This window comes from Oenococcus sp. (assembly GCF_047725585.1).
GTDB classification, from domain to species: domain Bacteria; phylum Bacillota; class Bacilli; order Lactobacillales; family Lactobacillaceae; genus Oenococcus; species Oenococcus kitaharae_A.
In genome coordinates, this window is record NZ_JBDNNF010000002.1 from 186,443 (window position 1) to 199,864 (window position 13,422).

Consider the following 13,422-nt stretch of genomic DNA (forward strand, 5'->3'; position numbering starts at 1 on the left):
ACCGTTTTTATTTTGCCTAATGGTTATTGACGAATTAAGCTTCAGCATACCAAGGATAATGGAATGACTGATCAAAAGGTTTGTCAACACGCTGATAGGTATGAGCACCAAAGTAGTCACGCTGAGCCTGCAAGAGGTTAGCTGGCAAAACTTCAGAACGATAAGAATCAAAGTAAGTGATCGCTGCAGACATCGAAGGCACAGGAACGCCGGCTTTAACAGCCAATGCAACGACGTCACGAACGGCATCTTGATACTTGTTGGCGATATCTTTGAAGTAATCATCCAACAACAAGTTGTCCAAATCAGGCTTCTTGTCATAAGCATCCGTGATATTCTGCAAGAATGCAGCACGAATGATGCAGCCGGCACGCCAGATTTGAGCTAACTTGCCATAATCAAAGTCCCAGTCGTACTGTTTAGCAGCAAAACGCAATTGTTCAAAGCCTTGCGCATAGGACATGATCTTTGAGAAGAACAGAGCCTTGCGGATTTCCTCGATCAATTCTTTTTTGTCAGCTGGCAGTTCGACCTTTTTGTCTGGGCCATTGAGAACTTTAGAGGCTGCGACACGTTCGTCTTTCATCATTGAGATGTAGCGAGCATAGACAGCTTCAGTGATAACAGATTGTGGTACTTGAACTTCTAGGGCATCGCCAGAAGACCAGCGGCCCGTTCCTTTATTGTTACCACGATCCAGAATCATATCAACAATTGGCTTGCCGGATCCAAGATCATCTTTACGAGTCAAAATATCAGCAGTAATTTCAATCAAGTATGAATTCAATTCGCCTTTATTCCACTCTTTGAAAATATCAGCTGTTTCATCAACAGACAGACCAAGAACATGACGGAGAATGTTGTAGCTTTCGTCGATGATTTCCTCATCGCCGTATTCAATACCGTTATGTACCATCTTGACGTAATGTCCGGCACCATTTTCACCACAGAAGGTAACGCATGGCTTGCCATCTTGTGTGGCTTTAGCAGCAATTTGTTCGAAGATTGGGCGAACTAATTCATAGGCTTCTTTTTGTCCACCGGGCATCAACGATGGTCCCTGCAGAGCGCCAAGTTCACCACCGGAAACACCAGTTCCGATAAAGTTAATTCCTGAATCTGCTAAACGTGCATTTCTTGCGATTGTATCTTTGAAGAAGGTATTTCCGCCATCAATCAAGATGTCACCCTTATCCAAAATTGGGATCAATTCATCGATAACAGCATCAGTACCAGCGCCAGCCTTAACCATTAACATGATTCGACGTGGCTTTGCGATTGATTTAACGAAATCTTCAATCGTGTAAGAAGGGATTAATTTCTTTTCTGAATGCTTTGCCATAACATCGTCCGTTTTTGCGCGGGAACGATTAAAAATAGCTACGGTATAACCGCGGCTTTCAACATTTAATGCCAGGTTGCGGCCCATTACGGCCATCCCAACAACACCAAAATCTGCTTGAGTCATAAAATTCCTTTCAATTTAGAAATTGTGAAAATTTTTTGATAGCTTTTTCACAACTACGTTTTTAATTATATCTCAAAAAAAATACTAGGTCACAGAGATTATAAATCTTCGATCAGAATCCCTCAGCATCAGGCAATCAGAAGGCACCGCCTCCGCCTCCGCCTCCTCCGCCGGAAAATCCGCCGCCAGATGAGAAACCGCCTCCGCCACCGGTCCAGTTGCCGCTATTTGAGATATTACTCGGTGTTGGTGCTGAGCTGCTGACGAAATTATTATCTACTTGCCACATTGGGAAATAATAGTAGGCAAATAACAGCGGTGTCACTGACGACTTGATTTCGTAGGCAGCTAAATTGCTTCGAAGGTATTTGGCTACTCGCTCGGCCTCATCGAAAACCACCGCATAAGCTAGGATGCGGTCCCAGATAGCAACATCTTGAATCTGCCTAGCATCAAAATGTCCGATATCGTGCAGCATCGATTTAAATCCATCCCAGCGGTATTTTTCTTGGAAACCATCGCTTGTATAATACAAACTTGGTGCTTGCCGGAAAACAAGATAAATAGCTGCTGCAATTACGAGATAGGCTGCCACAAAGAGAAAGAAATAGGCACTTTGCAATATGAAGCCCGCAACTACCAAAGCCGTGGTGCCTAAAAGTGAAGCTAGAATATAAAGAGCCTGTGCTGAATTCTGTCGACTCTTGGCCATATCTGTCTGTTCTGGATCGACAATCGAAAACTTATCTGCTTCCTGACTAATTTGATTAACGAAGCTTGGCAATTTGCGACGAATCTTTTTATTGACTTTAGATTGGGCATTTTTCAATTGGTTTGCATCAAAAGCTGCATTCTCTTCATCGAAAAAAGCGGAAAGAAGCGTGTCTTCGAATGGTTTTGTTTGATCCTTATTAGCCAGATTGAAGAGAATATGTTTGGAGTTGAGTTTGCTGGCTGAGTTAATCTTGACATTTTTACGCGCGATCAAGTCCATGAAGGTTGCCGATAGTAGTTTGCCTTTATCGTGATCACTTTTGGAAAAATTGTCTGGTGAAAGCCGGGCAGCAATCACAGCTGGTCCAAGATCGTTAGGAATGTCGAAATCGTGTACAACTGGCCGGTCAACCCCGGCAGCAGCTTGGGCAAGCTTATAATCCTTTTTTAATCGTAAATTGGTTCGGATGAGTTTAATTGCGGCCAACAGCAGCAGAACCGGTGCCAGAAGGAGACTCAAAGCCAATACGATGCCGCTTCTGACATGAGAACGAAAGGTAATGGCACTCTCTTGTTTGAGAATTTCTGAGGCGCGATTATTGTTTTTATGCAGAGGCGGAAGCTGTGTCACGGCCTTATTCCAGTAACTATGAATTTCCAGCTGTCTATTTGCAGGTATTAGGGGCGAGCTCACTAAAACACGGCCTTGCTTAGGCTTTACATCGACTCTGCCGTTCACACCAGCTGGTGTGTGGACCCAAGCTCTCAGTGTTTTTGCGCGGTCGGGTAACTGCACCTGCATTGAGAAGTTGCGAATATCAGCTTGCCAATTTGAGATAGGCAGCCAATTTAGTTCATCAATTTTTGAATTAGCGGCGATTAGGTTTGTAAAACGCCAAGCCAGGCGTACACGGATTTCCTGTCCCGGCAGAACGTGATCAAAAAGCTTGACCTGCAGAGATTTTGCCGCTGCTGATCCCGCTTGTGCACCGTCAGGGTTGCTAATCAGCTGGGCATAGAAAGGATCCTGCTCGAATCCGCTGCTCTTGCCATCGATGGTCCAATAGCCGTTAGCAGGATGTAATGCCTGCCAGCTACTATTTGAGGCATTGAAGACTTCGAGAGAAGTTAAGGCGATGGCAAAACCTTTTTCATTTTTCGCATTGGCCAATTGATTAATAAAGACGCCATTATGCTCGCCATCAAATCGATAAGTCAGTTCTTGCGAAAAATCAGCAATATTGTCATTTTTGTGGATAGCCAGCTTTGATTGATAGCGGCTAATTTCGTAATCCGCTGCCGAGACTTTATGATTAACGAGAACGCCAGACAAAAAAACCGTTGCAAAAACGGTCAGTAACAATAATAGTTTTTTATAAATCGTTTTTTTAGTCATGATTTGAAATCAACTTTAGGAACTGCCTTTTCATTTTCAGGTGTTTGCAAAAGTTCAAAGGACTTGAAATTAAAGGATTGTGCAACCAGATTTGCTGGAAACTGCTGAATGCTGGTGTTGAAATTGGCTGACATCGAATTAAACAATTGTCTCGTATAAGAGATTTTATCTTCGGTGTTAGACAATTCATTCATGAGTTGCGTGAAGTTGCTGTTTGCTTTCAAATCGGGATAAGCTTCCGCAACGGCCATTAAGCGGCCCAAAGCATTTGTCAAACCATCAGAGGCTGACAATTTATCATTTAAGCTGGCTTGCTGGTCTAAAGTAGCTTGGCTTAAATTTCGCGCACGGGTCACGTCTTCAAGAACAGTTTTTTCGTGGGATGCGTAGCCCTTGACCGTTTCAACCAAGTTGGGAATCAAGTCGTTTCGCCGTTTTAACTGGACGTCAATCGCTGAGCTGGACTCAAGAACGTTATTTTTACCTTTTACAAGACCGTTGTATGTCAGGATCGTATAAAGGATGACCAGCAGCAAAAGTACCAGGATGACAATTAACCAAATAGGCATAAGAAAGAACCTCCTAACAATAATTTTAACATGTTATGCCAGTTTTTTGAGATAGGCAGATAAGCGGCTGATGGCCGTATCAAGGTCTTGATCGGCACCAGCACATGAAATGCGCACATAGGCTTTAGCAGTATCCGAGAAAATAGAGCCTGGAAATATCTGAACACCGGCTTTTTGTGCGAGCTCAACACAAAATGGAAAGGCATCATCGCCGAATTTGTCTGGTATCTTAGCCCATACATAGAATGCGCCAGTCGGAATATCAGCTTGAAAACCAAGATCTGTCAATGCATGAGCGACTTTACTGACACGTGTTAGATAACGGCTTCTTGTTTTTATACCTGCATCCGGGTCCAAGGTCAGTGCTGCTGCTGCTGCCTCTTGAATCGGTGTCGCAACACAAGTGACAAGTGTATCCTGTATTTTTCTCATCGCTGTCATGACAGCGCCGTGTGCAATGACAAAACCTAAGCGGTAACCGGTCATTGAATGAGATTTGGAAAGACCCGTAATCAGGATGGTACGTTCAGGGATGATGGCATAAAGAGAATGGTGTGAGCCTTTAAAGGTCTGTTCAGCATAAATTTCATCACTGAGAACCCAAAGATTCAGTTTCTCAAATACATGTGCCAACGCAGTCAATTCATCCAAACTGTAACTAACGCCAGTCGGATTGTTGGGGTAATTGACGATGATCGCGATGACTTTAATCCCTTGAGCGATAGCCTGATCATAAGTCTGCTGAATTAATTCCGGCGTTAACTTGAAATTGTTTGCGGCTGTGTCGACAGGTACTTTTTGGCCGCCAGCCAACAGAACTGAATTTGAATATTGTGAATATTCCGGTTCAACAATCATGACGCCATCGTGTGGATTCACAATAGCCATTAAAGCTAAGTTAATACTTTCAGCTGCACCGACTGTGACTAAAATATCATCCGGCCCTTGGATATCGCAAGCATATTTATCGTTGTAAAAATGGCAGGCAGCTTGACGCAAAGGCAGGATACCTTGGCCATCTGCATAGTGAGAATGATCGGCATCGATTGATTGCTTGAAGGCTTCTTTGGTTGTTTGGCCAACCGCAAAATCAGGGTCGCCAAAACCGAGGTCGATTAAATTCTTGACCGGTCCGACTTTATCCAAAAAATCCAGCATGGGATCGTGGGGAATACTCGCTACCAATCGGCTGAGTGGATTTAATTCATTAGACATAGTCAACACCTTCTTGAATATAATTTGTCATTCTCTGCAATGCTTCGTCTAAGTCGGCATCCGAACTGGCATAAGAAATTCGGACATAGTTTTTTGCGTTTTTACTAAAGGCTTCTCCCGGTAATACAGCGACTTTTGCCTGATTGGCTAAACGGATTGCAAAATCGTAACCATCACTTCCAAAGGCAGCTGGAATTTTTGCAAATACATAAAAAGCACCTTGCGGGTTGACTGGCTCAAAACCAAGCAGCTTTAACTGTTTAACCAAGCGGTCTCGTCGTTTTCTGTAGGCCTTTAATGCATATTCAGGCACATCTTCGCCAACTGTCAAAGCTGCAAATGCCGCATCCTGGCTCAAAGTGGAAACAGCAAACGCTAGCGCTTCGTGAACTGTCAGCATTTTTTTAATCAAGGCTGCATCGCCAAAGATAAAACCGATTCGATATCCTGTCATGGCATGGGATTTTGAAAGACCGGTCAATAGAATTGTCTGATCCGGCAGCATTCTATAAAGAGAACTATGCTGCCCCGAGTAAGTCAGTGCTGCATAAATTTCATCTGAAATAACCCAAATTCGGTGTTTTTTCAAGGTGTCGGCAATGGCAGATAACTCAGATTCAGAATAGGTGACACCAGTCGGGTTATTTGGATAATTGATCAAGATGGCTTTAACAGGAACAGTGGCCTGGTCGATTGCTCTTTCGATAGACGCAGGTGTGATTTTGAAATTATCTGGAGCCGTGTCCAAGGCTACTTTCACGCCGCCAGCCAAGGCTAGGCTGGTAGAATAGGGCGAATAGCTTGGTTCGGGAATAATCACACCATCGCCGCGCTCCAAAATCGTCATGAAGACAACGTTAATCCCTTCGCTGACGCCTTGTGTGACCAGAACCTGGTCAATTCCGCCTAAATGGATGTCGAAATGGCGGTTAAAGTATGACACAGCTGCGCGTCTGAGATTGGTTTCTCCTTGTGAATTGGCATAGTGACTGCGGTCATGATCAATTGATACTTTTGCGACAGCTTTGATGCGGTCATCAACAGCAAAACCGGGTTCTCCAAAAGTTAATTGAATTAGATCCTCAATATCACGAATTTTGGCTTGGAAGTCCAAGATTGGATCACGTTTCAATTGATCAACGGTTTTATTGAGTGGAAGTATGAAGTTAGACATATTTTTATTATACGTATGACAAGCTGAAACTCGTGTTCGATGTTAGAATAATTGAGATGAATTATGTCACGAATCTAAAAAAAGAAGATCTTTCCGGTGATCGGATCGGTGTTTTTTTTGGCACTTTTGCGCCTTTGCATGTTGGCCATCAGGCTGAGATTTACAAAGCAGCCGCACTAAATGACGGCGTTTTGGTGGTAACTTCCGGTTATACTGGCGATCGAGGTGAAAAAATCGGGCTGCCGCTTCGCAAACGTTTTCGATATCTGCGCCAGGCCTTTGCTGATGAATGGCAGATTAAAGTTGACTATCTCAATGAAGATAATATGCCAAAAATGCCCAACGGCTGGGATGCTTGGCTGGCAAAGCTGATCGCCATTGTAAAACGGAATATCCTTAATAAGGACGCAAAAATTATTTTTTATACTGGTGAACAGGATTATAAAGACGAGATTGAAAAACGTTTGGGGGATGACCCGCAATACAGTGTTTCGCTGATGGACCGTACCATTCTAAATATCTCTGCTACAAAAATCCGTCAGGATCCCTTGAAATATTGGGATTTCATTAATCGTGTCTTTCGTCGGCACTTCGTACAAAAAGTGGTCGTCATGGGCGGTGCCAATTCAGGAAAATCAACCTTGATCAGACGTTTGGCACGGTCAGCGAACTCGCCATTTTCTAATGACTTTGCCGAAATTTACCAAGAAGCCTCAAATGTGGCTGATTCCGAAATGGATATCAAAGATTACCTCAATATCATCCAAGGCCAATATCAAGCTAATTCAACGGAAATTAATTCCCCAGCCAACAACGGCTTGGCCATTTTTAATGGTGATGCCATTAGTTTGCAGGCCTATTCGAATTTGCTGCTGAATGAGGACGAACGAGAACAGTTGGAACATTTGTATAATACAACTATTTCTGCTGAAGAAATTGACCTCATTTTGGTGATTCCGCCATTCAGTGATCAAAGACGAACGATCATCCGGGCAACTGGCGAAGCTGTTGATCCGATTAGATATCATCGCGAATTATTGCGTCTAATTAATCAATATGGTTTTACCGACAAATTGGTTGTTTTGGATGCTCAAAATCAGCCCAATGACCCAGCTGGGTATTATGCGCGTTATTTGCAGGCTTTGGATGCAATTCAAGCCTACACAGGTTTTGATATTGAACACCGTCGTTGATTTTTACCCGGTTTCTCTTTAAAAACCGTTACAATGGTCACAGTATGAGTGAAGGATTTGAAAGTCTTATTGTTGGCAAGACCCTAAGAGAAGCGGGCGTTTTGCTGAAACAAACTTCTAATATGCCCGCAGTTTTTCAGGACTTGCAGTTTGATACCCGAAAAGTTACCAAGACGGGTACTTTATTTGTCGTCAAGGGTGATTTTAAGGCGGACTATCTGACGGCAGATTTGTTAGAAAAGATTTCTGCTTTTGTCTGCAGCCAACCCATCCATACTAAAAAACCGCAATGGCTTGTTTCTGATTCACAAATTGCGCTAGCTTCTTTATCAGCAGCTTTTTTTGGTCATCCGGAAAAAGAGCTGATTATTTTGGGTATCACCGGGACAAAAGGCAAGACTAGCAGCTCTTATATGGCCTATGCCATGCTGGATCAATTAACAGACCATCGAACAGCCCTTTTTTCGACCATTGATACAATCATCAGTCCGGAACTGCATTTTAAAAGTCATTTAACAACCCCAGAATCTTATGAGCTGTTTAAAAATATGCGTCTTGCAATTGAAGCGGGTGATCGCTATTTGGTCATGGAGGTCAGTTCACAGTCATATTTGAAGAAACGTGTTTTTGGCATTCATTTTCAAGTCGGCGCTTTTTTGAATATCAGCCCTGACCATATCGGCGTCAATGAGCATCCGACTTTTGCTGATTACATTGCAAAGAAAAAAATGCTGGCTGAAAATTCGGACATATTTGTTTCTAATATTGATGATGCCCATGGCCAGGAATTTATTGAACATGCTCGTTCATTCGGTGCCAAGGCGCTTTCGATTTCGGAAATGCATCCGAGTGATGTGACTTTTACCATCCAGCGAGCGGATTTGGACCAATCTTTATTTACAGTTAGCCACGATCATAAAGAGACAAGATATTTATTAGACATTCCGGGCAGTTTTAATATTTATAATGCCGTTACTGCAATTACGATGGTGGAAGCGATCGGTTTTGATCCAAGTAAGGAAAACGCAAAAAAAGCACTGGCCGACTTGCAGATTCCTGGAAGAATGGTCAAAATTAAGACGAGATCACATGGTTTGATCATTGTGGATTATGCCCATAATGGCCAGTCGGTCTCGACCTTGCTAACTTTTCTAAAGTCTCAGCACCAGGGCGGCCGCATCATCATCGTCTTGGGGTCTCCTGGAGACAAAGGGGAAGATCGGCGAGCACAGTTTGGCCAAGTCATCAGCGAAATGGTTGATGTCGCCTACCTCACGACTGACGATCCTGGCAGTGAGAATCCGCACGTTATCAACGATCAAATTCGGGCTGCAATTACTAATCCTAAAGTTGAATTGCACGAAGAGTTAGATCGGGTAGAAGCGATCCATCTTGCTATTGACCAGGCCGGCCCAAAGGATTTGCTGCTTCTGGCTGCGAAAGGTGATGATGCTTTTCAAAAGACCAATCGTATCGATGTGCCATATATTGGTGATCGGAAGGCAGCTTTGCAATATTTAGCTGAAATTGAGAAAATCTGATAGAATAGCACGGTTAAGGAGAAAAAATGCCACTTAAACCAAATGAATTAGCAGAACAGAATTCAAGATTCCGTGTTGGCGATGTGCTGTTAGCTGAACCTTATGGCGGCTTGCAGCACCCGATCACGGGGCAGGTTGAAAGAATTTATGAACATTCGCTTCTAATTGAGATTACAGATAACCAAAAAGATGATCAGATTACAGTTACTGAGATGAATCATCGGGCAGTGGTGCCGATGGATTCTGTTGAAATTATTAAGCGCGGTCCCAAACCTAAAAAACCTGAGACTGATGATAACGCGTGATTACTAAACATTTATTAGACACATACAATATTGTTAGAACCGCCAAATGCGGTTTTTTTAATCGGAAAGGCTCTGTATAATTAAAGTTATGAATTTTAAGCAGATTATCTCAGAAAAGCTGAATCAAGCACTGAGCCAACAAGTAAGTAGCGAAAAACTGGCACAATTAATCGAAAAGCCAAAAGATTTAGCCAAAGGGGACTATGCTTTTCCAACCTTTACCTTGGCTAAACAATTCCGTCAAGCGCCTCAACAAATTGCTGCAGACATGGCAAGGAAGCTGAATACGGATGGTTTTGAGAAAATTGAGGCCGTTGGACCTTACATTAATTTTTTTATACAGCGTGACCAGTTTACCAGCCGAATTATCAAACAGATTCTGACCGAAGCTGATTTTGGAAAAAATCAGGAGGGTGCCGGCAAAAACATTGTCATTGATCTCTCGTCGCCAAACATTGCCAAACCTATGAGCATGGGCCATTTGCGTTCGACCGTTATTGGCGAGGCAATTTCCAAGATTGCTCAAGCCAATGGCTATCACACAATTAAAATCAATTTTCTAGGAGATTGGGGGACTCAATTTGGCCTCATGATTGCCTCATATAAGCGATGGGGCAATGACCAAGTGATCAACGCTAATCCCGTAGATGAGTTGGTTAAACTTTATGTGCGTATCAATAATGAAGCACAGACACAGCCCGAATTAAAGGATGAAGGACGGCGCTGGTTTAAAAAGCTGGAAGATGGTGATCCAGAAGCGACCAAGTTATGGAGTTGGTTTAAAGAGGTTTCTCTAAAAGAATTCCAAACTATTTACGATCGTTTGGGTGTGACTTTTGATTCCATGAATGGCGAATCTTTTTATAACGATAAAATGGATGCAGTTGTTCAATTATTAGCAGATAAGGATTTGCTGACTAAATCTCAAGGGGCTGAGATCGTTGATCTGCCAAAACTGCTTCCTGATGCTAATTTTCCGATTGCGATGATCAAAAGAAGCGACGGTGCAACACAGTATATTACACGAGATTTAGCTTCAGCTATCTATCGACAGGATCACTATCATTTTGATAAAGCTTTATATGTTGTTGGTGCAGAACAAAAGGATCACTTCGAACAGATGAAGGCTATTTTGCGTTTGGCTGGGGATGACTGGGCAGACGATATTGAGCATATCGGTTTTGGCTTAATTACAATGAACGGCAAAAAGATGTCGACCAGAAAGGGCAATATCGTCCCTTTGGTGGATGTCTTGGATGCTGCACACAAATTAGCCGCTGAACAAATAGCTAAGAAAAATCCAAATCTGCAGAATGCTGAACAGATAGCAGAAGAAGTCGGCACCGGGGCCGTTATTTTTAATGATCTGCAAAATGATCGTAATTTAGCAATCGATTTTAATTTGGAAGATATTGTCCAGTTTGAAGGCGATACCGGGCCGTATGTACAATATACGCATGTTCGTGCTATGAGTATTCTTAGAAAAGCAGACCAGTCCGTTGATAGTACACAGGAAATTGGCCTGGTCGACAACGAAGCTTGGGGCATCGTTTCTAAATTATCAGAGTACGGGTCTGCAATTCAAAGAGCTTGGCAGTTAAGGGAACCCAGCATTATTGCCAAATACCTATTGAATCTGGCGCGTGAATTCAATTCATACTATGCCAACACCAAAATTTTAGTTGCTGACAAGAATTTGAACTCGCGTTTGGCCCTTGTTCAATCAGTTGCGGATGTTTTGGCGAGCGGCCTCAAATTATTAGGCGTTGCTGCACCAGACAAAATGTAATTTTGCAAAATAAATGGCAAAAACTAAAAGCTGTCAACCATCGTTTCCAGCTGGTTCGCTGGATCATCGTCTTTGTTTTGTTTATTTTTTTGTCTGCTTCGGTATTTTTAGTTGCTCAGGCTAAGTTGGCTAATGTTGGTAATTTGGCAAATCAGTTGGCTAAGCCGACGCTAATTTATGACAAGGATGGCAACCAAGCGGGCCAGTTGGCAGATCAGAAGGGGCAGACAGTGGCGCTTTCTGCCATTTCCCCGAATTTAAAGAATGCAGTTCTTTCAACCGAGGATCGAGAATTTTACCGAGAACCCGGTTTTTCTGTAAAAGGGCTAAGCAGAGCTCTAGTCCTGTTTGCCTGGAATAAATTAAGCGGTAAGAATTATATTTCCGGAGGCGGGTCGACAATCACGCAGCAGCTGGCCAAAAATGCTTATCTTGGGCAGCAGCAGACTTTTAATCGCAAGTTCAAAGAACTTTTTCTAGCGATAGAGATCGAAAAGCACTACAGTAAGGATCAAATCTTGGCCATGTATCTGAATTCGTCTTACTTTGGCCACAATATTTATGGTGTCGCTGATGCGGCTCAAGGTTATTTTGGTGTCTCCGTTTCACAGCTTTCAGTTTCGCAAGCTGCTTCAATTGCTGGTATGCTGGCGAATCCAACTATTTATGATCCAACTAGGTATCCTGATTTAGCCACTAATCGTCGCAATACTGTGCTTCAAAATATGGTAGCAAACCGGAAATTGAGCCAGGCTGATGCGGATTTAGCCCAAAAACAGCCGCTTGGCGCTAAAAATCCGTCTGTTAATCATGCTACGAATTACCAATATCCCTGGTTCTTTGATGCGGTTATTAATGAGGCAATTAATAAATATCACTTGACCGAGACGGAGGTTATGAACCGGGGTTATCGCATTTATACGACACTTGATCAGACAGATCAACGGGATTTGCAGATGGATTATGCGAATGCTGCTCTTTTTCCAATTGCCGATGACCAGTCTGCCTCAATTGCCCTAGATGCTCGGACGGGTGGCGTGCTCGCCGTTGTGGGCGGCAGAGGGGAACATGTCTTTCGCGGTTTTAATAGAGCTGTTCAGGCCAGGCGCTCACCAGGTTCTTTGATCAAACCCCTAGTCGTTTATGCACCAGCTTTAAGCCGTGGATTTCAACCAAGCAGTCTATTCCCAAATCAGGTGATGACTTTTCCAGGAAAATACCGACCAGAAAATGCATTAGGCTATCAGTCGGCAGATGTTGATATGCCGACTGCCATTGCGCATTCATATAATATTCCGGCAGTCTATCTGCTTAATAAGATAGGTGTTAAAACCGGCTATGCATATGCCAAAAAATTTGGTCTTCCTGTTCAAAAGAGTGATGAGAATTTGGCATTGGCTTTAGGCGGTATGTCTCAGGGTGTTTCGCCTCAGCAAATGGCCCAGGCTTATACCGCTTTTGCTAATCGAGGACGAATGTCTCAGGCACACTATATTACGCGGATTTTAGATGCCAGCGGTAAAGTAGTTGTCGGTCATCCTGATGTTTCTCAAAAACAAATTATTTCCGCATCAGACGCGAGCCAGATGACTAATATGATGTTTCGTGTTTACCAGACTGGTACTGGTGCGGGTGCAGCACCGGTTAATTATCGTGTAGCGGGCAAAACAGGCACAACTGAAGATGTTGATAATACAGGCATTCCAAATGCATCCAAAGACCTTTGGGCTGCTGCCTACACACCGGACATCGTGACCGTTTCCTGGCAGGGATATGACATTTCCAGTTCAGGGAAAACCCTGCCTGTCTTGCTGAACCAGTCCTTGGGGCCGCTCTTTCAAGCCCAAACGACCCAATTCATTGCGAATTCGCCTAAAACACCTTTTGGGGAACCTGGAGCGGAATCTTGGACAGATCAGGTGCTGGCTTTCTTTAATCGCATCGGGCAGTCAGCTAAGCAATTTGGTAAAAAAATCAACGATTTTGGACAGAACCTATCACAGTTTATTCAAGAACAATTTAACCGGTAATCCGAGCCATCCTTTGATAAAATTGATT

10 protein-coding genes are annotated in these 13,422 nt (G+C 43.2%); 5 read left to right on the forward strand and 5 right to left on the reverse strand.

The window, feature by feature from the left end; all coding sequences use genetic code 11:
• Window positions 1-34: 34 nt before the first annotated feature.
• The 5 genes from gndA to ABF487_RS03400 all read right to left on the reverse strand — a co-directional run bounded on the left by gndA (window position 35) and on the right by ABF487_RS03400 (window position 6,536).
• Window positions 35-1,468, reverse strand: coding sequence for an NADP-dependent phosphogluconate dehydrogenase (gndA, locus tag ABF487_RS03380; RefSeq protein ID WP_263778751.1), 1,434 nt, complete (start codon window positions 1,466-1,468; stop codon window positions 35-37).
• A gap of 136 nt (window positions 1,469-1,604) precedes the next feature.
• A complete protein-coding gene (locus ABF487_RS03385) occupies window positions 1,605-3,578 on the reverse strand; it encodes a DUF2207 family protein (protein ID WP_415634484.1) in 1,974 nt (657 codons plus the stop codon).
• Window positions 3,575-4,147, reverse strand: coding sequence for a LemA family protein (locus ABF487_RS03390; RefSeq protein WP_263778754.1), 573 nt, complete (start codon window positions 4,145-4,147; stop codon window positions 3,575-3,577). The genes ABF487_RS03385 and ABF487_RS03390 overlap by 4 nt, the downstream gene beginning before the upstream one ends.
• A 33-nt stretch (window positions 4,148-4,180) precedes the next feature.
• Window positions 4,181-5,362 (reverse strand): pyridoxal phosphate-dependent aminotransferase, encoded by a 1,182-nt coding sequence (locus ABF487_RS03395; RefSeq protein ID WP_415634485.1) that lies wholly within the window; start codon window positions 5,360-5,362, stop codon window positions 4,181-4,183.
• On the reverse strand, window positions 5,355-6,536 hold the full coding sequence (locus ABF487_RS03400; RefSeq protein ID WP_415633357.1) for an aminotransferase class I/II-fold pyridoxal phosphate-dependent enzyme: 1,182 nt from the start codon (window positions 6,534-6,536) through the stop codon (window positions 5,355-5,357). Before ABF487_RS03400 ends, ABF487_RS03395 begins: the two co-directional genes overlap by 8 nt.
• 56 nt (window positions 6,537-6,592) lie before the next feature.
• On the opposite strand from ABF487_RS03400, the gene ABF487_RS03405 reads away from it, so the two are divergent.
• The 5 genes from ABF487_RS03405 (at window position 6,593) to ABF487_RS03425 (ending at window position 13,394) form a co-directional block, all read left to right on the forward strand.
• Window positions 6,593-7,729 carry an AAA family ATPase gene (locus ABF487_RS03405; protein WP_415634486.1) on the forward strand — a complete coding sequence of 379 codons (1,137 nt, stop codon included), beginning with the start codon at window positions 6,593-6,595 and terminating at the stop codon, window positions 7,727-7,729.
• Window positions 7,730-7,773: 44 nt separating this feature from the next.
• The gene (locus ABF487_RS03410) at window positions 7,774-9,270 is read left to right on the forward strand and encodes a Mur ligase family protein (protein ID WP_415634487.1); all 1,497 of its coding nucleotides are present in this window, start codon (window positions 7,774-7,776) and stop codon (window positions 9,268-9,270) included.
• Window positions 9,271-9,296: 26 nt separating this feature from the next.
• On the forward strand, window positions 9,297-9,575 hold the full coding sequence (locus ABF487_RS03415) for a hypothetical protein (RefSeq protein ID WP_263778759.1): 279 nt from the start codon (window positions 9,297-9,299) through the stop codon (window positions 9,573-9,575).
• Window positions 9,576-9,663: 88 nt separating this feature from the next.
• Window positions 9,664-11,364 (forward strand): arginine--tRNA ligase, encoded by a 1,701-nt coding sequence (gene argS, locus ABF487_RS03420; protein ID WP_415633354.1) that lies wholly within the window; start codon window positions 9,664-9,666, stop codon window positions 11,362-11,364.
• Window positions 11,365-11,366: 2 nt separating this feature from the next.
• Window positions 11,367-13,394, forward strand: coding sequence for a transglycosylase domain-containing protein (locus ABF487_RS03425; protein ID WP_263778761.1), 2,028 nt, complete (start codon window positions 11,367-11,369; stop codon window positions 13,392-13,394).
• Window positions 13,395-13,422: the final 28 nt, after the last annotated feature.